The organism is Enterococcus sp. BWT-B8 (assembly GCF_020567625.1).
Lineage (GTDB): Bacteria > Bacillota > Bacilli > Lactobacillales > Enterococcaceae > Enterococcus_L.
This window is the reverse complement of sequence record NZ_JAJDJV010000016.1, coordinates 1-21822: the sequence shown is the minus strand read 5'-3', so window position 1 is coordinate 21822 and position 21822 is coordinate 1. Positions and strand designations below refer to the sequence as shown.

Here is a 21822-nt window from a genome sequence, read left to right as displayed (position 1 = left end):
ATGCAAAACGATAAAATTGTCATTCACGGAGCAAGAGCTCATAACTTAAAAAATATAGATGTAACAATCCCTAGAGATAAGCTGGTTGTAGTGACTGGTTTATCGGGGTCTGGAAAAAGCTCATTGGCTTTTGATACTTTATATGCCGAAGGACAGCGCCGATATGTTGAAAGTCTTTCAGCTTATGCCCGCCAGTTTTTAGGTCAAATGGATAAGCCTGATGTTGACAGCATTGATGGATTAAGTCCGGCCATTTCGATTGACCAGAAAACAACAAGTAAAAATCCGCGTTCAACAGTAGGAACAGTTACGGAAATTAATGACTATCTGCGTCTTTTGTTTGCTAGAATCGGTCATCCGATTTGCCCAAATGATCATATAGAAATTACCAGTCAGTCTGTGGAACAAATGGTGGATCGTGTCCTGGAACTGCCGGAACGAAGCAAAGTTCAGATTTTGGCACCGGTAATTGTAAAGAAAAAGGGTCAGCACAAAAAAGTATTTGAATCAATCCAAAAAGACGGTTATGTGAGAGCTCGCGTGGATGGAGAAGTTTATGATCTGAGTGAAGTGCCTGAACTTGAAAAAAACAAGAAGCATGATATTGCTATTGTTGTCGATAGGATTATTGTAAAAGAGGGTATTCGCTCCCGTCTCTTTGACTCACTTGAGGCAGCCCTCCGGCTTGCAGACGGCTATGCTTTAGTAGACGTAAACAGCAAGGAAGAATTGCTGTTCAGTGAACATTATGCATGCCCTTACTGTGGTTTTACTGTAGGAGAATTGGAGCCGCGTCTGTTCTCATTTAATGCACCATTTGGAGCCTGCCCGGATTGTGATGGGCTTGGAATGAAGTTGGAAGTAGATAAGGACTTAGTTATCCCCGATCCAGAAAAAACACTGAAAGAAGGAGCAGTTGCTCCATGGAATCCGATCAGTTCTCAATATTATCCTCAAATGCTGGAACAAGCAGCGCTCAGTTTTGGTATTGATGTGGATACTCCGTTCAGTGAATTGCCAGAAGAGCATCAGGATATTATTTTAAATGGTTCAAACGGAGAAGTATTCCATTTTCACTATGAAAATGATTTTGGCGGTGTTCGAGACGTAGACGTCCCTTTTGAAGGGGTACTAAAGAATATTAAACGCCGTTATCATGAAACCAATAGTGAGTTCACTCGGGAACAAATGCGTACTTACATGACCGAATTGCCTTGCGAAACATGTAAAGGATATCGTTTGAATCAGCAGGCACTGGCAGTGAAAATCAACGGGACCAGCATCGGTGAAGTCAGCGAGCTGACGATCAAAAAAGGGTTGCCGTTCTTTGATAAGCTGTCATTGTCTGAGCAGGAAGAGATGATCGCAAAACCTATCTTAAAGGAAGTCAGAGATCGTCTGACATTTCTGGAGAATGTCGGTCTGGATTATCTGACATTGAGCAGGGCTTCCGGTACGTTGTCCGGAGGGGAAGCCCAGCGGATCAGACTTGCAACGCAGATTGGCTCAAACCTTTCAGGCGTACTCTATATTCTTGATGAGCCGTCAATTGGACTTCATCAGCGGGATAATGATCGTCTGATTGCTTCATTAAAGAAGATGCGTGATCTTGGAAATACTCTGATTGTGGTGGAACATGATGAAGATACAATGAGGGAAGCAGATTATCTAATCGATGTTGGGCCTGGAGCTGGAGATCAGGGGGGACAGATTGTAGCTGCCGGCACTCCAAAAGAGGTTGCCAAAAATAAAAAATCATTGACTGGACAGTATTTATCAGGAAAGAAAAAAATCTCTGTTCCGGAAAAACGCAGAAAAGGAAACGGCAAATCAATTAAAGTGACTGGTGCTGCAGAAAATAATTTAAAAAATATTAACGTGGAATTTCCTTTGGGTGAATTCGTTGCTGTAACTGGTGTCTCAGGTTCCGGTAAGAGTACATTGGTAAATCAAATTTTGAAAAAAGCTTTGGCACAAAAAATTAATCGAAATTCAAATAAACCAGGTAAACATAAAAATGTCACAGGATATAAGCATATCGAAAAGGTTATTGATATTGATCAGAGTCCGATCGGCAGAACTCCGAGAAGTAACCCGGCAACATATACCAGTGTATTCGATAACATTCGTGATCTGTTTGCAAAGACAAATGAAGCAAAAGTCCGTGGATATAAAAAGGGCAGATTCAGTTTCAATGTTAAAGGCGGAAGGTGTGAAGCTTGCCGGGGAGACGGTATTATAAAAATCGAAATGCATTTCCTGCCGGATGTTTATGTTCCATGTGAAGTCTGCCATGGAAAACGTTATAACTCTGAAACTCTCGATGTTCATTATAAAGGAAAAAATATTTCAGATATACTTGAAATGACTGTGGAAGATTCGGTTGAGTTCTTCCAACACATTCCGAAAATTCATCGAAAGCTTCAGACGATATTAGATGTTGGTTTAGGCTATGTAACATTGGGACAACCTGCAACCACACTTTCCGGGGGAGAAGCACAGCGGATGAAACTGGCCAGTGAGCTTCATAAAATATCCAACGGAAAGAATTTCTATATTTTAGATGAACCAACTACGGGACTCCATACAGATGATATTTCTCGCTTGCTGAATGTTTTGAATCGTCTTGTTGATACAGGAAACACAGTGTTGGTTATTGAACATAATCTGGATATGATTAAGTCAGCAGACCACGTAATCGACCTAGGACCTGAGGGTGGAGAAGGCGGAGGTACCATTGTAGGAATAGGGACTCCAGAAGATATTGCTGAAATAAAAGAGAGCTATACAGGGCAATATCTGAAGAGCGTTCTTTAGAATTGGTATACTCCATTTTCAGTTTGTTTATATTTATTTTAGTCAAACAAATAATTATTAAGGATTCTTTTAGTTTCCTTGATTTAAATCTTTATTTAAGGTAAAATTTGTTTAATGAAGATAAGTTATGGATGTGAATTGGTCTATAACTTTCTCTCTATAAATAATCCGTTCAAAAAAGAAAAAGGAACATCTCTTAACTTTAGTAGGGGGTGTTCCTTTTTCTTTTTTAATTAGAATCTAAAAAGAGAAAAAATTATTAGAATATTAAGTGAGTGGTTGAATTATTGAAACACCATCCGAAAGATTGTTTTAGCTTGGATTGTGACAATCCAATTCTAAACATTAACTATCTTGGCATAATTGATGCGGTTTAATTTGGTTGCTTATTACAAAGGTAGAAGCTGTCTCTTTTATTGTTTGAAAAATTATTTATTTTCTATAATTTTCTGGTTAGATTTCTTTATAAATGCATGGACTCCCGATGTAAAAAATATTTATCCTGTAATTTATTTCATAAAGATTAATCAATACGATGTTTGCAAAGAGAAATCGTTAGAGAAAAATTCATTTATCAAAAGGATCAGACATAAAAGCTTCCTTTGACACGCCCGGAATGTTATAATTATTAAAATGTCCTCAAAGGAGTCGATTTTATGGCAGATAATTTAGAATTAATAATAATTACAGGAATGAGCGGTGCCGGCAAGACGGTGGCTGTTCAGTGTTTTGAAGATATGGGGTATTTTTGTATCGATAATATGCCGCCAAGCTTAATCCCTAAATTTTGGGAGCTAATTAAAGAATCAGGAAAAGTAACGAAAATTGCTTTAGTCGTCGATTTAAGATCACGAACCTTTTTTAGAGAAATACAAAATATGCTTGTTGAAATAGAAAATACGAATCTGATTGATACGACTGTTATGTTTTTAGATGCAACAGATGAAGAACTAGTTTCGCGCTATAAAGAAACAAGACGAACTCATCCATTAGCAATGGATGGACTGATTACAGAAGGTATCAGAAAAGAACGGGCGATTCTGGAAGAAATTAAGGGAGATGCTCAACTGGTTATTGATACAACCAATCTATCTCCCCGCCAGTTAAGGGAAAGAATTAACCAGGAATTCAAATCCAGAGCTACCCATGAGTTTCGTCTGGAATTTGTGTCATTTGGATTTAAATATGGCTTGCCAATTGATGCGGATATCGTCATTGATGTTCGTTTCTTACCAAATCCTCACTATATTCCTGAACTGCGTCCCTTAACTGGAATGAATCAGTCGGTCTATGATTATGTGATGAGCTTTCCGGAAACAGAAGAATTTTATACAAAATTTGTTGATTTGCTGGAGTTTGTTATTCCCGGCTATAAAAAAGAAGGGAAGTCAAATGTGACAATTGCCATTGGCTGTACAGGAGGTCAACACAGGTCAGTTGCTCTGACTGAACGTATTTCCCGCAAGTTGGCAGAAGAGTATCATGTGAATGTGACTCACCGTGATAAAGATAAACGGAAAGAGACGGTGAATCGATCATGAAAACCTATCGGATTCGAAAACCTAAAATTGTAGTCGTTGGCGGCGGAACTGGTCTGCCGGTTATTCTGAAAAGTCTCCGAAATCAGGGAGCGGATATTACTGCAGTTGTCACTGTCGCAGATGACGGCGGCAGCAGTGGGGAAATCAGAAAATCAATGAACCTGACACCGCCCGGAGATTTAAGAAATGTATTGGTGGCACTTTCGGATATGCCTCAATTATATGAAGATATTTTTCAGTATCGCTTTAACAAACAAGATAAATACTTTGCCAATCATGCCATTGGTAATTTGATTATCGCAGCTATTTCGGAAATGAGAGGCAGTACTTATGAAGCGATTCAGCTGCTTTCAAAGATTATGCATGTTGACGGCCATATTTATCCTTCATCAGAACGCCCGCTGACCCTGCATGCTGTTTTTAAAGATGGAACAATTGCAGTTGGAGAATCCAATATTGCCGTGGATCGAAAAACGATTGATCATGTTTTTGTTTCAAATACCAATGATGAAGAGCAGCCAAAAGCTGCACGAAAAGTGGTGAAAGCAATTGAAGAAGCAGATATGATTGTTTTAGGTCCCGGGAGCTTATTCACAAGTATTCTGCCGAATCTGGTCATCAGTGAAATAGGCGATGCCATCCTCCGAAGGACAGGTGAAGTTGTCTATATTTGTAACATTATGACTCAGAAGGGTGAAACAGAGCACTTTACAGATGCAGATCATATCAGAGTTCTTCATAATCATTTGCAAGAAAAGTTTGTAGATACGGTGCTTGTAAACACGGAACCAGTCCCGGAAAATTATATGGATTTTGATGTTTATGATGAATATCTTGTACAGGTCAGGCATGATTTTCAAGGGCTGAGAAATGAAGGCTGTCGTGTCATTTCCACAGATTTTCTTAAGCTGAGAGACGGAGGCGTTTTTCATGATGGAGATAAAGTGGTTGAAGAATTGTTTCGTATTGTGTTTGGAGCGAAGTACTAAAAAATGGAGTAGTTGTATAGAAGGAAGGGATGTTTCATGTCATTTGCATCAGATGTGAAAAAGGAACTGACCACATTGGAAGTGCATCGGGAACATGCAAGGGCTGAGCTCGCTGCATTAATTCGGATGAATGGTTCCTTAAGTCTGGTTAATCAGCAGTTTGTTTTGAATGTTCAAACGGAAAATGCTGCGATTGCTAGAAGAATCTATTCTTTATTGAAAGATCATTATAATGTCCGATCAGAGTTGCTGGTGAGACGAAAAATGAAATTGAAAAAGAATAATGTTTATATTGTACGATTGAAACAAGATACGAATTCTGTTCTTTCGGATTTGAATATTATGGATGGCATGATGTTTCAAGACCATGTATCAGATGAAATTGTGGGCAATGCACAAAAAATGCGATCTTATTTAAGAGGTGCTTTTATGGCCACAGGCTCGGTGAATAATCCTGAAACCAGCAGATATCATTTGGAAATATTTTCCACTTATGAAGAGCACAACAATGACATCTGTGATATGTTGAATTACTATGATCTTAATGCACGAACATTGGAGCGCAGAAGCGGTTATATTTCCTATTTAAAAGGAGCTGAGAAGATAGCTGATTTTCTGACTTTGATTGGTGCAACAAATTCCATGTTAAAATTTGAAGATGTCCGTATCGTACGGGATATGAGGAATTCTGTTAATCGACTGGTAAACTGTGAAACAGCAAATCTAAATAAAACGATTGATGCTGCGTCCAAACAAATCGATAATATTAAGTACATTCAACTAACTGTTGGACTACAGGCTCTGCCTGATAAATTACAGGAAATTGCTGAGCTGCGTTTGGAGCATCCGGAGGTCAGCCTAAAAGAACTGGGAGAAATGATTCCTTCAGGAGCTATTTCGAAGTCCGGCATCAACCATCGAATTCGAAAAATTAACGAATATGCAGACAAATTAAGGGCAACCAGCTAAATCGAGTGAATTGAGAAAATAAACCAATGATTGAATAGCAATCTTAAATTTATAAGAGAACAGATTGAATAGAAGCTGTCTGAGGTTGTGACAGAAGTGTTCTGCGTCTAGGGTTCTCAACTACACAACACAACACAACACTACACTTCGTTTCGATCTCATCAATTTCTAAACGGCAAAGCCACTAAGAATTGAAGGACTTCGTTTCGATCTCATCAATTTCTAAACGGCAAAGCCGCTAAGAATTGAAGGACTTCGTTCCGCTCCTTGAAGCATGTCTGTGGGGCATATAAGAACTTGCTCCTACGCTTTTTACGAATGCTCGGATTATACAACTGGAACACCGTTTATTCGGCTTTAGGGGTCTCAGACATACTTATGTCACAGTCCCTTTGCGGATAATCCAATCTGATCTCTTTTTCTTTTGAATTGCCAATAATCATCTTGAATAGACATTCTCGCTGTTTAGCTTATCCACTAAAAATTGAATGTTTTCCTGATTGATTTTTTTGTAAGGGTGGTGTGTATCAAAAGGAATATTCTCATCTTTGAATATCTTTTTCAAAATCATCCGCTCAAAGAAATTCATTTTCTCTAAACGTGTAATGGTTCCTGCGAAAATTGTCAGCTTTGCATGTTTGTACAACGCTTTAGGAAAAATATTTTCAAGTTGTACGTCTACTTTTTCCTGATCAAACTGAATACCTGTATTTACCAGATATAACTCTTTTTCTTTAAAAGCCGATTCGTATTTCTTTAAGAACTGACGGGCGGGTTTTCGAAGCTGACCTGCATAGGCTGGGGCACAAAAAACAAGTTGAGCTGCATCTGAAAGGTGATCTGCAAGTTGGACATCGTCAACAGGAAAAATGTTAACAGACTGTTTAAGTTGATCAGCAATCAATTGTACAATCTCTTTAGTTCCACCTTTTTTAGAATCGTAAATGAGCAAAGTATCGATAATAGCATCTCCTTTTTGAACGATGCATTTTTAGTGAACACTGTTCATATTTTGTTCTTATAATATCATAAATACAGAATTTGTAAATAATAAAAGATTGAAAATAATAGCTTTATAAATTATGATTAATAAAAATAATTTTTTGAACAGTGTTCATTTTTTAGGAGAGATGTTTATGAATAGCAGAGAACGAAGAGAGCGGGAGAAAACAGTCATTGAAAATAAAATTTTTGATGCTGCTGTAGCGATTATTTTGGCTGAAGGAATTGAAAAACTCTCAATTAGGAAGATTTCCGGAAAAATTGGGTATGCTCCCGCAACTATTTATAATTATTATGAAAATAAAGAAGAGATTCTCAATCATATTTCCTATACAGTGTATCTTGAAGTAGTGGAAGAAGTAAAAAAGACGGTTGAAGTGAGCAGCCATCTGCAGCCGAATGAGCTGATAAGAATGTGCAGCTTAATATTCATTTATACGATGATGAAATACCCGGAAAAGTTTAAAGCAATCATGATGACTTCTCCAAAAATTGAAGATGAAAAGATGGAAGAGGATAACCAGGGAATTGGTATATTGCAACAACTGATTTTAACTGGAAAAGAACAAGGTATGTTTTCTGCTGCAAATGAACACTCAGCAGAACTGCATTTGATTGCACTGATGGGCTTTGTTTTTCATTGCGTAAGCAACAATATGGTACTGGATAAAGCGGGCAAGCAAATGGCGGAAGCATATGTGGATATGCTGATTCGAGGATTGGGTTAGAATCTCGCTGTAACGATGAATTTTGATAGAATTCCAAACAAGAGTATCACCGGAAAATTGCTGATTCATTCAGCATTCGGTGATACTCTTAAGAATAGATCTCTGGTCCCATCTTTTTAGGTCAGATGCATTTTACAAGTGACTTTCAATAATATTGATTAATTCTCCATCAGTAATACTTTCATCAAAAATTGCTTCTTTGACAACTACTGTTGGTACAAATTTAATATTTGCAGCTTCTGCTTCAGCAATAACATTTTGTGAAACAGTATGATTGTCTCTTTCAGTAATTTGCAAATTATCTCTGGCAAATTCTGCAACCTGTTCCAAAGGCAAATGCCCCCATTGATCTTGAGTGGCAAACATTTGATGTAAATCTGTCAAACCTTTTACCGGAAGGTCATAATTAATAAACCGATGCATTACATTGCCGGGCTGAAGGGATTCTTTTTCCTTGTCTAAAAGTTTAATGATCCGTTGAAGCTTGCCCTCATTAACATATTTAGTCAAAAGCTCGTCCTTTTCCTCGAACCATTTTTTACAGTAGGGGCAGCGAACATTCATAAATTCAATGATTTTAACTGGAGCGGTCTTTTTGCCAATAACCAAACCATCCTTTTCAGTTGCTTTTGATGCATCAATTACAGAAATATCCATGGTTTATTCCTTCTTTCTACTTTATTGCTTCTCTCAGTTTACTATATTCAGTATAAAATTACAGATAGGATGCCTGATTAAATTAATGACAGTACAAAAAAACTGGGACAGTAATTATCCCAGTCAAGTCATTCCATTATTATTTGCTTAATGAACTGCTGTTTTCCATTACTTCATCGATTAAACCATACTCTTTTGCCTGCTGAGCAGTCATGAAGTTATCTCGGTCTGTGTCTTTTTCAATAACTTCAATTGGTTGACCTGTACGTTCTGCTAAAATTTTGTTTAAGCGTTCACGTGTGTCCAAGATATGCTTTGCAGCAATTTCGATTTCAGTTGCCTGACCTTGTGCGCCGCCTAACGGTTGATGGATCATAATTTCAGCATTCGGTAATGCAAATCGTTTTCCTTTTTGACCGGCTGTCAGCAAGAAGCTTCCCATAGAGGCAGCCATTCCAAGTACAATTGTCTGAACATCTGCCTTAACAAAATTCATTGTGTCAAAAATAGCCAGACCAGCTGAAACGCTTCCGCCCGGAGAGTTGATATATAAATAAATATCCTTTTCAGAATCCTGTGCATCTAAAAATAATAACTGAGCAATAACTGAGTTTGCCACGTTATCATCGATAGGACCGCTTAACATAATGATTCTATCCTTTAATAGCCGTGAATAAATATCATAGGCTCTTTCGCCGCGAGATGATTGTTCTATAACTGTTGGTATTAAATTCATAATTAAATTCCTCCTATATACAAAGCTCCACACTCACATTCTAACATATCGCTGTTTCGAATGCATAAAAAAAGTATACTGTAAAGGTCAATAAAGGTCAATGAAATTGCATTCTTTTTATTAATAAAAATTATGTCTTAATAAAGTATTTAAAACTTTGTTAATTGTTGCGGTTTTCAGCAGAAATCTTGGAGTGGGAGTTAGCATTTACATGCTGAATTTGTTTTGATGTTGGGAACATGTTTATGTGCAGTTGTTATTTCTGGAAGGTTCAATAAAAATAGGGCTTGGCAGGAGGAAGTATGGAGCGGCTCTGAATATTCTTTTGATACGGAGGAGAACATAAAAAAATATATGAAAAGGTAAAGTAAATTTATGCAGCAGTATCACATTATTTATTCTAATCCTGAGATAATGGGCAATTGCAGAAACTATTATATTGCTTTGTCAGCTTTTGTAAAAAATGATGATGGCTTTTTTACAAAAGAAGAGTTAAAAAAAGCGGTTTAGATAGACTGATTTCTCTTGATCCAGCTGTTTATATGACAGCTTCTCCAAGGCTCTCTTTGGGAATGGAAACGGAAAGAAAGAGCAGCTGTGAATATGCCAAGCTAGATGGATTGATAATGTCGATTTCCAGCATTCTTTGGAATATGATTTCAATCTATTCAGGAAATAGTTGTCCCGTTACTGGTCAATATGATATGAGAGATATAATTTTAAGAGATGAAAAAGAAACAAAATGCTTTTTGGAAGAGTGTGAACAGTGCGGATACCTTCAAGATATCTTTGGAGAAAAATTTGAAACAACTCTGGACAAATACATGGTTTTTCCTGTAGCAAAAGATCATTTACTGGCTGTTGGAGATCAGTATTGTGAATAATCTTATAATAAAAAATGTATAAAATAAGCTGTTCTTATTTTGAAAATAGATCACACGTTACATTTTTCCATTATTTATGGGTATGTTATACTGTTTTATGAAGATCAATTATTGTGAGGTAAAATTAGATGCTAATTTTTTTTGTAGGAATGTCAGGTGTATTTGTAGGAGCAATTATTACTATAGTCAGTATAGGATTACGTGCTTCATTTGAAGAAAGAAAAGAATATCGGCGACGTGACCTGGAACACTTTGTCAAAGAAATAGAATCTTTAAATCTATTGAATAAAAAGATTAATGAAATTTTGCAGAAAAGGGATATTTACATCGATAAAACTGTTCATTTTTTGTCTGTGGATGACTGCTATATAAGTATTGATGATTTCATTTATTTGGAATCTTTTTCTGCTCAGAATAACTTTTATCTGCCGACTTATTTGATTGATGTATTTTTCCAAAAAATTATTCATCGTAAAGTAATTATTACTCCTGATGAAGTGGCGTCTATTGGGGGAAATACGTATAAAGGCGGAAGAGTAATCCTGGAGAATTTCTCTGAAGAACTTCTGTCTATTATTGAAGATAAGAAAAGACAAATGAAACGATTAACCAATCAGCCTATTTATTATTTCAGCAGAAAATGATGAAAATGAATAGGAGTTAGAAAGTGCGTAATGTTAAGTAGCTGTATACTTAATTACGTGCTTTTTATTTATAGAAAGACATTTTCGATTTTTTGAATTTTCTGAATTTTCTATTGACATTCTAATTTGTAGGGTTTATAGTTAACAAAAGCTTTTCGAATTCACATTTTATTTTAATTATATTCATAGTTACATAAAGGAGAATCCATTCTTATGAGAAAGACAACAAATTTTGATTTAGTCATTATTTTATATTTGAGGACTTAGAACACTGAGATTTTGTCAGATGTTTGAGTCCTATTCGTCTTTAGTGAATGGGATTCTTGCTAAGGCATCCCATCAATGGGATGCTTTTTTTGTAGGAGAAAATTAAATGGAATGTCATAAAAACTGGAATTGGAGTGATAAAAATGCGAAGCGATATGATTAAAAAAGGAATAGAAGCAGCCCCGGCTAGAAGCCTGCTGTATGCAACAGGTCAGGTGAAAAGTGCCAGAGATATGGAGAAACCATTTATAGCAATTTGTAATTCTTACATTGATATCGTTCCCGGACATGTCCATTTAAGAGAACTGGCGGATATTGCCAAGGAAGCAATCCGAGAAGCCGGTGGAATTCCGTTTGAGTTTAATACCATCGGAGTAGATGACGGAATTGCAATGGGACATATCGGGATGCGCTATTCTCTCCCAAGCAGGGAAATTATTGCAGATGCTGCTGAAACAGTGATCAATGCACATTGGTTTGATGGAGTTTTTTATATTCCAAATTGTGACAAGATTACACCGGGGATGCTGATGGCCAGCGTTCGGACCAATGTTCCTGCAATTTTCTGTTCAGGCGGACCTATGAAAGCGGGAATTGATCCGAAAGGACATACAGCAACGCTATCCTCCATGTTTGAGGCAGTCGGGGCGTTTAAAGAAGGTCAAATGACAGAAGAAGAATTTAACTTTATGGAACAAAATGCTTGTCCGACCTGTGGTTCCTGCGCCGGTATGTTTACGGCAAACTCCATGAACTGTCTGATGGAAGTATTGGGAATGGCGCTTCCTGGCAATGGGACTATTTTAGCTGTTTCAGAAGAAAGAAGAGAACTGATTCGTGAATCTGCCTTCCGTTTAATGGATCTTGTTAAAAAGCAGATTAAACCGCGTGACATTATTACCAAAGAAGCAATTGATGATGCATTTGCTCTGGACATGGCAATGGGTGGTTCAACCAATACGGTTCTTCATACATTGGCAATTGCTAACGAAGCTGAAATTGATTACGATCTTGAGTCAGTCAATGGAATTGCTAAAAGAGTTCCTTATCTATCTAAAATTGCTCCATCTTCTGCTTATTCGATGCATGATGTGCATGAAGCAGGTGGTGTCTCCGCTATTTTGAAGGAACTGGTTGATTTGGAGAATGCAATCCATCCTGACCGCATAACAGTTTCAGGAAAGACACTTCGGGAGAATGTTGAAAATGCACAAATTAAGAATGAAGAAGTGATTCATCCAAAAGAAACACCTTACAGTCCTGTAGGCGGTCTGTCAATCCTTTATGGGAACATTGCCGAGAAAGGCAGCGTTATAAAGGTAGGAGGTGTAGATCCGTCGATTAAGGTGTTTACAGGTAAAGCAATCTGCTTTAACTCACATGATGAAGCAGTTGAAGCAATTGATAATCACACGGTGAAAAAAGGTCATGTAGTTGTTATTCGTTATGAAGGACCAAAAGGCGGTCCGGGGATGCCTGAAATGCTGGCTCCTACGTCCAGTATTGTTGGCCGCGGATTAGGGAAAGAAGTAGCGTTGATTACGGACGGCCGTTTTTCCGGAGCAACAAGGGGAATCGCTGTGGGGCACATTTCTCCTGAAGCAGCAGAAGGCGGAGTTATTGCGTTAATTAAAGACGATGATGAAATTGAAATTGATTTAACAGAGCGGACATTGAATGTTCGGGTATCCGATGAAGAGTTGGCAGAAAGAAGAAAGAACCTTGAACCTTTCAAAGCAAAAGTGAAAACGGGATATCTGGCAAGATATACTGCACTTGTTACTTCTGCTCATACTGGGGGAATAATGAGAATCCCGAGTGATTTATTGGATTAGAAGGAGGAGGAGTTATGGAAAATATAAAGAGCGGTTCGAAGCTGCTGATTGATTCTTTATTGAGACAGAATGTAGAGATGATTTTCGGGTATCCCGGAGGGGCAGTTCTGCCATTATACGATGCGTTATATGACGGTGAAATTCCTCACATCCTGACAAGGCATGAACAGGGAGCCGTTCATGCAGCAGAGGGCTATGCAAAAGCAACAGGAAAGCCTGGCGTGGTAGTAGTAACCAGCGGTCCGGGAGCAACAAATGCAGTAACAGGTATAGCTGATGCAATGAGCGACTCAGTTCCTCTGATTGTGTTCACAGGTCAGGTAACAACAAACGGTATTGGAAAAGATGCATTTCAGGAAGCTGATATGGTCGGAATTACAATGCCGATTACCAAGAATAACTATCAGGTAAGAGACAGCAGCGAGCTTCCCAGAATTATTGATGAAGCCTTTCATATTGCAACAACCGGCAGAAAAGGACCGGTAGTTATTGATTTGCCAAAAGACATGCAGATTATTGAATCTGGTTCAGATAATCCTCCAGAGCTGGTTCTGCCGAGCTATCAGCCGACTGTCTATCCTAATAAGCTGCAGGTAAAAAAACTAATGGACGAGCTGTCATATGCAAAAAAACCGCTTGTTATTGTCGGAGCCGGCGTGGTTCAGGCAAATGCAAGCAAAGAGCTGACAGCGTTTATTGAAAAATATCAGCTTCCCGTATTAAGTACCTTACTTGGTCTTGGGGCGATTCCTTCCAATCATGAACTATTTCTTGGAATGGGCGGAATGCATGGCTCTTTTGCAGCTAACATGGCGTTAACCGATTGTGATTTACTGATAAATATAGGGTCAAGATTTGATGATCGTCTGGCGAGTGCGCCTCAGGAATTTGCACCAAATGCAGTAGTGGCACATATAGACATTGATCCTGCTGAAATCGGAAAGATTATCGAAACAAAGATCCCAATAGTGGCTGATGCAAAAGAAACACTCAAAGAGATGCTGGCAGTTGATATTGCTGAAGATGCTGATACTTGGACAGACTGGCGAAAAATTAACCTTTCAAGAAAAAAACTGCATCCATTCAAATATGATAAAGAACAAAAAGAAGAAATTAAACCGCAGAAGGTCATTGAATATATCGGTAAGCTGACAGACGGCGAAGCAATTGTTGCTACAGATGTAGGTCAACATCAAATGTGGACTGCTCAGTTTTACCCATTCAAAAATGAAAAGCAATTGATTACAAGCGGTGGTCTGGGAACGATGGGTTATGGCATACCGGCAGCGATTGGTGCACAGCTGGGATGCAGAGATAAGGAAGTTGTGCTGTTTGTAGGAGACGGCGGTTTTCAAATGACCAATCAGGAAATGGCTATCTTGAATGATTACAATTTGCCGATAAAAATTGTTTTATTGAATAATCAGTCTTTGGGAATGGTTAGACAGTGGCAGGAATGCTTCTTTAACCAGCGGCGCTCAGAATCTGTATTTGCAAGTCAGCCGGATTTTCTTAAGCTGGCAGAAGCTTATGGAATCAAAGCGGTTCGAATTTCCAATCCTGAAACAGTGGAAGCAGAGCTGGAAAAAGCCTTTAAAGAAAACGGTCCGATTCTAATTGAAGTTTGTGTTTCTCAAACAGAACATGTATTGCCGATGGTACCGGCAGGTAAGCCAAATTATCAGATGCTGGGGGTGGACTAATGATGAGACGAATTATTACTGCAACAGTATACAATAATTCTGGTGTTTTAAATCGCTTCAGTGGGGTTCTTACACGGCGGCAAGTGAATATAGACAGTATTTCTGTGGGACCGACTGAACAGGAAAATATATCCAGAATTACAATTATCGTCCAAGTTGAAGATCTGAATGAAAGTGAGCAGATTACTAAACAGCTGAATAAGCAGATTGATGTTATCAAGGTTTCTGACATTACAGATGAACCTCATTTGGAACGGGAACTCGCACTGATTAAGCTAAATGCGCCTGCAGCGATCCGCTCAGAATTATTTTCAGTCATTGATCCTTTTAGAGCAAATGTCATTGATGTCGGCACAAAAACAGTGGTTATTCAAGTAACAGGAACCAGTGAAAAAATCAGTGCATTTGTTGATGTTGTAGCACCCTATGGTATTAAGCAATTAGCTCGTACTGGAGTAACAGGCTTCACTCGTGGCAATCACTAAGTGGAGTTTTAATATAAAAATTTGGAGGTTTTACAATTATGGTAAAAGTTTATTACAACGATTCAGTGGAAAAAAATGCATTAGAAGGAAAGACAACAGCAATTATCGGGTATGGCTCTCAGGGACATGCTCACGCTCAAAACTTAAGAGATAATGGGAACCAGGTTGTTATTGGAATCAGAGAAGGGAAATCTGCTGATGCAGCAAGAAATGACGGATTTGAAGTACTGCCCGTAGCAGAAGCGGCAAAAAAAGCTCAACTGATTATGATTTTGGCACCTGATGAAATTCAGGGAGATCTTTATGATAACGAAATTGCGCCAAATTTGGATGCAGGGGATGCGTTGGTTTTTGCTCACGGCTTCAATATTCATTTTGATGTTATCAAACCTCCAAAGGAAGTAGATGTTTTCTTGGTAGCACCTAAAGGACCGGGACATTTAGTTCGTCGTACATTTACTGAGGGCTTTGCAGTACCGGCATTATTTGCTGTTTATCAGGATGCAACAGGAACTGCACGAGATTTGGCTCTTTCTTATGCAAAAGGCATTGGAGCAACACGTGTGGGTGTTCTGGAAACAACATTTAAAGAAGAGACAGAAACAGATTTGTTTGGTGAACAGGCTGTTTTATGCGGCGGGCTGACAAGTTTGATTGAAGCTGGGTTTGAAACTCTTACAGAGGCAGGATATCAGCCAGAGCTTGCTTATTTTGAGGTTTGTCATGAAATTAAACTAATTGTAGATTTGATTTATGAGGGTGGATTTGAAAAAATGCGTAACTCTATTTCAAATACAGCAGAGTATGGCGACTATGTTTCCGGTCCTCGTGTGATTACTGAACAGGCAAAAGCCAACATGAAAGATGTATTGACAGATATTCAAAACGGTAATTTTGCGAAGGGATTTGTAGATGATAACAAGAACGGCTTTAAAGAATTCCATAAAATGCGTGAAGAAAATGCAGGACATCCGATTGAAAAAGTGGGTGCGGAATTAAGAAAAATGATGCCGTTTGTTTCTCAAAAAGACTAGGGCGTGTTTGAAAAGTTAGTGGAATTTGAATTTTTCAGTGATTTTTGTTGAGATCAAGGAAGAAAACACAGTTTATGTGGTTCATAAACGAATAGTTATGACGATGAGTTCTATAAAAATCATTAAAATATTCGCCGTCGCCGCTTGCGTTTTCAAGCACACACTAGTACAGCAGATACAGACAAAGAGGTGAGAGAAGAGCGTGACAAAACTTACAAAAGAAAAGATAGCTGAAGCATATGAGCATCTTGCAAAGGTAGTAATTAAAACGCCTCTTCAATATGATGTCTATCTGTCTCAAAAATATCAGTGCAATGTCTATTTGAAGAGAGAGGACCTTCAGAAAGTGAGGTCGTTCAAACTCAGGGGCGCTTACTATGCAATTTCTCAAATTTCCCCTGATACGTTGGCTAACGGTGTTGTCTGCGCCAGTGCTGGAAACCATGCACAGGGCGTAGCGTACACCTGTCATGAAATGAAGGTACCCGCGACAATTTTTATGCCGACAACAACGCCTCAGCAGAAAATTTCACAGGTCCAGTTTTTCGGTGGGGATGAAGTAGCTATTCAATTGGTAGGAGATACATTTGATGCCTCTGCGAAGGCAGCAAAAGAATATGCTGTTCAAAATAAGCAGACCTTTATTGATCCATTTGATGATTTAAATATTATGGCGGGACAGGGAACCGTCGCAGTGGAAATCTTTAATAAGGTAAAAGAAGAAGCAATACAGATTGACTATCTGCTTTCAGCAATCGGCGGAGGCGGATTGATCAGCGGAACTTCTGTTTACACGAAGGCAGTCAGTCCAATTACAACGGTCATTGGTGTTGAACCAAAAGGGGCTCAGTCAATGAAAGCTGCTTTTGAAACAGGCAGGCCGATTGAATTATCGAGTGTAGATAAATTTGTAGATGGAGCAGCTGTAAAAAAGGTGGGTAATCAAACCTATGAATATGCAGTCGAATCTGTTGATCAGCTGCTGTCAGTGGATGAGGGACAGATTTGCTCAACTATTTTAGAACTTTATTCCAAGCAGGCAATCGTTGTAGAACCTGCAGGAGCACTAAGTGTTGCCGCTTTGGAACAGATGAAGGGAAAAATTAAAGGGAAAACCGTGGTTTGTATCATCAGCGGGGGAAATAATGATATTAATCGGATGGCCGAAATTGAAGAACGTTCATTGATTTTCGAAGGTCTGAAGCATTATTTTGTTATCAATTTTCCTCAAAGACCTGGAGCCTTGAAAGAATTTGTAAATGATGTACTTGGACCGGATGATGATATTACAAGATTCGAATATACGAAGAAGGTAAACAGAGGGACTGGTCCAGTAATCCTGGGTATTCTTCTGAAAAGAAAAGAAGATCATGCTCAGCTTATAAAGAATCTCAGCGCATTCGATCCAACTTATATAGATTTAAGTGAGAACGAGTCGCTATATGCATTACTTGTTTAAAATAATAAGTGCTGACTGAACTTTGAGACGAAAACAAAAAGCTTTTCATTTATTAAATTAGAATAAATGGAAAGTTTTTTGTTATTTTAAATAGATGAAAGCGGTTAAAATATATCAAAAATAATAAATATAAATAAAAAAAATTATGAGTAATTTTATCTAAAAAAAATAATAATAATGATTATTTCCAGCTACCATAAAAATTAGTAAAGTTTTCGTTGAAAACGAAAAAGACTGCTTGCCATTTTTACTGAAAGGACGTATATTTAATTTATAGCTGAAAAAGCTTTTTAAAAATTAAAAATAATGACCTTAAAATAGATTATAGTAAAGTTGGTATATAGATGGAACAGAATAAAAGGCTGAAAAATAGCCGTTATATCACCGGATTCGATGGGATTCGGACGATTGCTGTTGTCGGGGTTATCCTATATCATTTGTCTCCGCGAATCATGAGTGGAGGATATTTGGGAGTGCCGATATTTTTTACTCTCTCGGGGTACTTAATTACAGATTTACTACGTCAGGAATGGCTCCAAAATGATGAAATAGATGTTAAAGGATTTTATATAAGAAGAATGAAAAGGTTATATCCGGGATTAATCGTTATGTTAATTTCCGCCTCAGCATATATCGTCTTTTTTCAAAAAGATTTGTTGAATAATCTACGGGGAGTCATAGCCAGCAGCTTGTTATATTATAATAACTGGTGGCAGATATTTCATGGATTTTCCTACTTTGATCGCTTTGCAACTCAATCACCGTTCACTCATATCTGGTCTTTAGCCGTTGAGGCTCAAAACTACTTGGTCTGGCCCTTAATGTTTATCCTTTTAAAAAGATATTTAAAAACCAATAAAAAGATTGTCAGTGCTGTTTTAACAGCGGCCTGTTTTTCTGCTCTGCTGATGGCAATGCTTTATGTTCCAAGAGCAGATCCTACAAGAGTTTATTATGGAACTGATACACGTTTGTTTTCCATCTTGCTGGGAAGCGGATTAGCTTTTGTTTGGCCAACACTTAGATTAAAAGAAGAGATTCCGCAAAAAGCACGTTACCTTTTGAATGGTATCGGATGTGTCTCATTGGCAGCAGTTATACTGTCATTTATTTTTTTAGCAGACCATTACAGCTTTATTTATCGTGGCGGAATGTTTGTATTGAGTATTTTTTCCACGCTCCTTGTTGCAATAACCGCTCATCCGGGAGCAGACCTTAATAAGTGGCTGACAAATCCTGTTTTTACATGGATCGGAAAACGAAGCTATGGGATTTATCTTTACCAGTTTCCTGTGATGATTTTTTATGAAGCCAGAATCAAAGATTTGAATGAATACCTCGTTCTTCACTCAATTATTGAAATAATTTTAATTTTGGGGATCAGCGAGCTTTCCTATAGATTTATAGAAAAACCATTAGGCGCTTTTTATTATAAATATATCTGGTATGCATTAAAAGATTTAGTCAAAAGACCATGGATTACTGTTCAAAAAGTCACTTTTGCAATAGGTGTTGTATTGTTTGGTATGGCCGCATACAGCTGGACCATTGCCCCCTCAAATTATGTAACAGCAGATCAACAGCAGCTGCAGGAAACCATCGCAAACAATAAAAAACGAGCTGAGGAACGAAGACAGGCCAATAAAGAAAACACTGAGAGCAGTACAACTTCAACGTTTACATCAGATTCAGCGACTGAAGGGGAGATAGCTGATCCTGCTCATTACGGGTTGACGGATAAAGAATGGGCCAATGCTCAGGAGCTCGAAGTAACTGTTTTTGGCGATTCAGTTATACTGGACGGTGCGGGCATCTTGCAGTCTATTTTCCCAAAGATGATTATTGATGGAGAAGTAGGCCGACAGCTTTACAGTAGTGGAGAAGCTTTGCAGCAGTTGAAAACAGATAATCAGCTGAAAAATACTGTATTGATTAGTCTGGGTACAAACGGCTTATTTACAGAAGCACAATTTGACAGTGTTATGCAAATTATTGGGAGTGAACGGCAGGTATACTGGTTGAATGTTCGGGTACCGACACGAAGGTGGCAAAACGAAGTGAATAGTCTGCTGGAAGCAATGAACAATAAATACTCAAACTTGACGATTATTGACTGGTACGGAGTTAGCAAGGATCATGATGAGTGGTTTTATGAAGATTTTGTTCATCCAAATATTGAGGGTCAGGTTAAATATGCAGAGCTGATTTCCAAAAGTCTAATAAATGGTATAGAGAAATAAGAGAAATTTTTAGTGAGGCATCCAACAGATGAAAATCCTGTGTGTTGTCTATTTTTGATTCATTAACAGATTATCCGATATACTAGCTGAAAAAATATGGCATAAGATAAACTCAAAACAATGATAAAATAAAAGGCTCTGTGACATTAGGATGTCTGAGCCGCCTAAAGCCAAATAAACGGTGTTCCAGTCTTTGTATGATTCGAGCATTCGTAAGAAGCGTAGAAGCAAGTTCTTACATGCCCCTCAGACATGTTTCGAGGATTGGAACGAAGCCCTTCAATTCTTAGCGGCTCTGCCGTTTAGAAATTGATGAGATCGAAACGAAGTGTCGTGTAGTGTAGTGAGAATCATAGACGCAGAAAAACGGATACAGTGTAATGTTTTGTCTCGAGAATCGTTAGACTCGCAGAGACAGCAGTTCTTCTCCGCTACGCATACCATTCTGCTAAAGTACGAATATAAGCAGAAGTGGCAAAGTAGAACTAGCACTTGTCGGTCCTAAACTGTGCCGAGTAATCGCAGGCAACATCTCGGAAATAAGGCGAACGATACTGAAATAATGCAGCTTATTTAGCAAGGATGGATAGATGAACTCTCTACAAATGATCCGATTGCGATTATAGATAGCATGCCTTGTCCATTTTGTAAAACGATATGAAATAGACGAGCAATCAACTTATCAGAAGTTGTAGGTATTGACTGAATGCAACGAAAAAAATCTATTGTTATGGAGTATCAGTTCATAGTAAAACACCAATGAAAAGCCCTAAAGGGGTCATTTCATTGGTGTTTTTGAGTGAAAAACTGGTATAAGCTCAGTTTTTTAATGAACTTATACCAGTTTTAATTTAAAAAATAAATAAAAGTATCAGTCAATTAACTAAAAAAGTTAATTGATAAATATTCTTGTATTCAGTTCTTCCAAGAAATAAAATATATTATCTTTTGAAAAATAAACGTGATTTTTACAAATTTAACTATACTCACTATACTCTAAATTTTAGTCATAGTAAATCTTAAAATCAATCATTTTTTTTCATTTTTTTTGGTGAAACATAAAAAAAATGAGAATCTTTTTCGTTTTCATAATGTATTTTTATTGTGGTTGTACTTTTCCAATACTTTTTGAGCCGTCAAAAAATTAGTCAATATTAGGAGTGAGGGAGCTTGCCAAGAAAAGGTGAAAATATTTATAAAAGAAAAGATGGACGATGGGAAGGCAGGTATAAAAAATCAAGAAATAAAGAAAATCGTCTCATATATGGGTATGTTTATGGTAAACGATACAGTGAAGTAAAAGAAAAATTAATTAAATATCAATCGGAATTTATTGACAGTAATAAAATTATTTATTCAGGAACTACTTCTGAATGGTTCACTTACTGGCTTCATAAAGTGGTTAAAAATAGAGTGAAGCCATCAACCTGGTCGAGTTATGAATCAAAAATTAGAAATCATATTATTCCTTTTTTGGGCAGAAAAAAATTGAACCAGCTGGAAAGAACCGATGTTATGGCACTTATTGAATTTCTACTGTCTCAGGGCTATTCCATTAATATGGTTAAAATTATTTTGACTATCTTAAAGAACAGTTTGAACTATGCTGTTGTTAACGGATATTTAAATAAATATCCTTATAAAAATATTGTACTTCCTTCTATTAAAAGAAAGGGTATTCGGTCCTTGTCTGTAGAAGAACAAAAGGCACTTGAAGAAGCCGCCTTTAGAAATACCTATTATTCAGCTGTAATCATCAGTCTGGCAACCGGGATGAGGATTGGAGAGATAAGCGGGTTAAGGTGGGAGGATATTGATTTTACAAGAGAAAT

General features: G+C 37.7%; 17 protein-coding genes. 14 read left to right on the top strand and 3 right to left on the bottom strand.

Features of this window, described 5'->3' with window-relative positions:
* The 4 genes from uvrA to whiA all read left to right on the top strand — a co-directional run bounded on the left by uvrA (nt 1) and on the right by whiA (nt 6316).
* Nucleotides 1-2817 carry an excinuclease ABC subunit UvrA gene (gene uvrA, locus LI951_RS13270; protein WP_229442504.1) on the top strand — a complete coding sequence of 939 codons (2817 nt, stop codon included), beginning with the start codon at nt 1-3 and terminating at the stop codon, nt 2815-2817.
* 656 nt (nt 2818-3473) lie between these two features.
* Nucleotides 3474-4358 carry an RNase adapter RapZ gene (gene rapZ, locus LI951_RS13265; protein WP_229442503.1) on the top strand — a complete coding sequence of 295 codons (885 nt, stop codon included), beginning with the start codon at nt 3474-3476 and terminating at the stop codon, nt 4356-4358.
* Entirely contained in the window at nt 4355-5347 is a 993-nt protein-coding gene (locus tag LI951_RS13260; protein WP_202069129.1) for a gluconeogenesis factor YvcK family protein, read from the top strand. The genes rapZ and LI951_RS13260 overlap by 4 nt, the downstream gene beginning before the upstream one ends.
* Nucleotides 5348-5383: 36 nt before the next feature.
* The gene (gene whiA / locus LI951_RS13255) at nt 5384-6316 is read left to right on the top strand and encodes a DNA-binding protein WhiA (protein ID WP_202069127.1); all 933 of its coding nucleotides are present in this window, start codon (nt 5384-5386) and stop codon (nt 6314-6316) included.
* A gap of 439 nt (nt 6317-6755) precedes the next feature.
* Here whiA and LI951_RS13250 read toward each other — a convergent pair whose 3' ends face one another.
* Complete coding sequence (locus tag LI951_RS13250) at nt 6756-7268, bottom strand: flavodoxin domain-containing protein (protein ID WP_267491751.1); 513 nt, start codon at nt 7266-7268, stop codon at nt 6756-6758.
* A gap of 184 nt (nt 7269-7452) precedes the next feature.
* Between LI951_RS13250 and LI951_RS13245 the strand changes: the two genes are divergently transcribed.
* Nucleotides 7453-8046 (top strand): TetR/AcrR family transcriptional regulator, encoded by a 594-nt coding sequence (locus LI951_RS13245; RefSeq protein ID WP_229442501.1) that lies wholly within the window; start codon nt 7453-7455, stop codon nt 8044-8046.
* 132 nt (nt 8047-8178) lie between these two features.
* On the opposite strand, the gene LI951_RS13240 is transcribed toward LI951_RS13245, so the two are convergent.
* Entirely contained in the window at nt 8179-8703 is a 525-nt protein-coding gene (locus LI951_RS13240) for a DsbA family protein (protein WP_229442500.1), read from the bottom strand.
* A 139-nt stretch (nt 8704-8842) separates the two neighbouring features.
* The gene (clpP, locus tag LI951_RS13235) at nt 8843-9439 is read right to left on the bottom strand and encodes an ATP-dependent Clp endopeptidase proteolytic subunit ClpP (protein WP_202069118.1); all 597 of its coding nucleotides are present in this window, start codon (nt 9437-9439) and stop codon (nt 8843-8845) included.
* 572 nt (nt 9440-10011) lie between these two features.
* On the opposite strand from clpP, the gene LI951_RS13230 reads away from it, so the two are divergent.
* From LI951_RS13230 to LI951_RS13190, 9 genes are all read left to right on the top strand, one after another.
* On the top strand, nt 10012-10323 hold the full coding sequence (locus tag LI951_RS13230) for a hypothetical protein (protein ID WP_229442499.1): 312 nt from the start codon (nt 10012-10014) through the stop codon (nt 10321-10323).
* Nucleotides 10324-10451: 128 nt separating this feature from the next.
* Nucleotides 10452-10967, top strand: a complete 516-nt coding sequence (locus LI951_RS13225) for a hypothetical protein (RefSeq protein WP_202069115.1) — start codon at nt 10452-10454, stop codon at nt 10965-10967.
* Nucleotides 10968-11377: 410 nt separating this feature from the next.
* Complete coding sequence (gene ilvD, locus LI951_RS13220; protein ID WP_229442498.1) at nt 11378-13069, top strand: dihydroxy-acid dehydratase; 1692 nt, start codon at nt 11378-11380, stop codon at nt 13067-13069.
* A 14-nt stretch (nt 13070-13083) separates the two neighbouring features.
* Nucleotides 13084-14772, top strand: a complete 1689-nt coding sequence (gene ilvB / locus LI951_RS13215) for a biosynthetic-type acetolactate synthase large subunit (protein WP_229442497.1) — start codon at nt 13084-13086, stop codon at nt 14770-14772.
* A 2-nt stretch (nt 14773-14774) separates the two neighbouring features.
* On the top strand, nt 14775-15257 hold the full coding sequence (ilvN, locus tag LI951_RS13210) for an acetolactate synthase small subunit (RefSeq protein WP_202069111.1): 483 nt from the start codon (nt 14775-14777) through the stop codon (nt 15255-15257).
* 38 nt (nt 15258-15295) lie between these two features.
* Nucleotides 15296-16291 (top strand): ketol-acid reductoisomerase, encoded by a 996-nt coding sequence (gene ilvC, locus LI951_RS13205; protein WP_202069109.1) that lies wholly within the window; start codon nt 15296-15298, stop codon nt 16289-16291.
* 202 nt (nt 16292-16493) lie between these two features.
* Complete coding sequence (gene ilvA, locus LI951_RS13200) at nt 16494-17750, top strand: threonine ammonia-lyase IlvA (protein ID WP_229442496.1); 1257 nt, start codon at nt 16494-16496, stop codon at nt 17748-17750.
* Between the two features lie 344 nt (nt 17751-18094).
* Complete coding sequence (locus LI951_RS13195) at nt 18095-19990, top strand: acyltransferase family protein (protein ID WP_229442495.1); 1896 nt, start codon at nt 18095-18097, stop codon at nt 19988-19990.
* A gap of 1170 nt (nt 19991-21160) precedes the next feature.
* Nucleotides 21161-21822, top strand: a 662-nt coding sequence (locus LI951_RS13190) for a tyrosine-type recombinase/integrase (protein ID WP_229442494.1), incomplete at its 3' end; no start/stop codon positions are given.

Excerpts from the sequence above, each read along its gene's own strand:
- ilvB (WP_229442497.1), top strand. The coding sequence starts at position 13,084 with ATGGAAAATATAAAGAGCGGTTCGAAGCTGCTGATTGATTCTTTATTG.
- ilvC (WP_202069109.1), top strand. The coding sequence starts at position 15,296 with ATGGTAAAAGTTTATTACAACGATTCAGTGGAAAAAAATGCATTAGAA.
- ilvD (WP_229442498.1), top strand. The coding sequence starts at position 11,378 with ATGCGAAGCGATATGATTAAAAAAGGAATAGAAGCAGCCCCGGCTAGA.
- LI951_RS13245 (WP_229442501.1), top strand. The coding sequence starts at position 7,453 with ATGAATAGCAGAGAACGAAGAGAGCGGGAGAAAACAGTCATTGAAAAT.
- clpP (WP_202069118.1), bottom strand. The coding sequence starts at position 9,439 with ATGAATTTAATACCAACAGTTATAGAACAATCATCTCGCGGCGAAAGA.
- LI951_RS13260 (WP_202069129.1), top strand. The coding sequence starts at position 4,355 with ATGAAAACCTATCGGATTCGAAAACCTAAAATTGTAGTCGTTGGCGGC.
- LI951_RS13230 (WP_229442499.1), top strand. The coding sequence starts at position 10,012 with ATGGAAACGGAAAGAAAGAGCAGCTGTGAATATGCCAAGCTAGATGGA.
- LI951_RS13225 (WP_202069115.1), top strand. The coding sequence starts at position 10,452 with ATGCTAATTTTTTTTGTAGGAATGTCAGGTGTATTTGTAGGAGCAATT.
- ilvN (WP_202069111.1), top strand. The coding sequence starts at position 14,775 with ATGAGACGAATTATTACTGCAACAGTATACAATAATTCTGGTGTTTTA.
- uvrA (WP_229442504.1), top strand. The coding sequence starts at position 1 with ATGCAAAACGATAAAATTGTCATTCACGGAGCAAGAGCTCATAACTTA.
- whiA (WP_202069127.1), top strand. The coding sequence starts at position 5,384 with ATGTCATTTGCATCAGATGTGAAAAAGGAACTGACCACATTGGAAGTG.
- rapZ (WP_229442503.1), top strand. The coding sequence starts at position 3,474 with ATGGCAGATAATTTAGAATTAATAATAATTACAGGAATGAGCGGTGCC.
- LI951_RS13195 (WP_229442495.1), top strand. The coding sequence starts at position 18,095 with ATGGAACAGAATAAAAGGCTGAAAAATAGCCGTTATATCACCGGATTC.
- LI951_RS13240 (WP_229442500.1), bottom strand. The coding sequence starts at position 8,703 with ATGGATATTTCTGTAATTGATGCATCAAAAGCAACTGAAAAGGATGGT.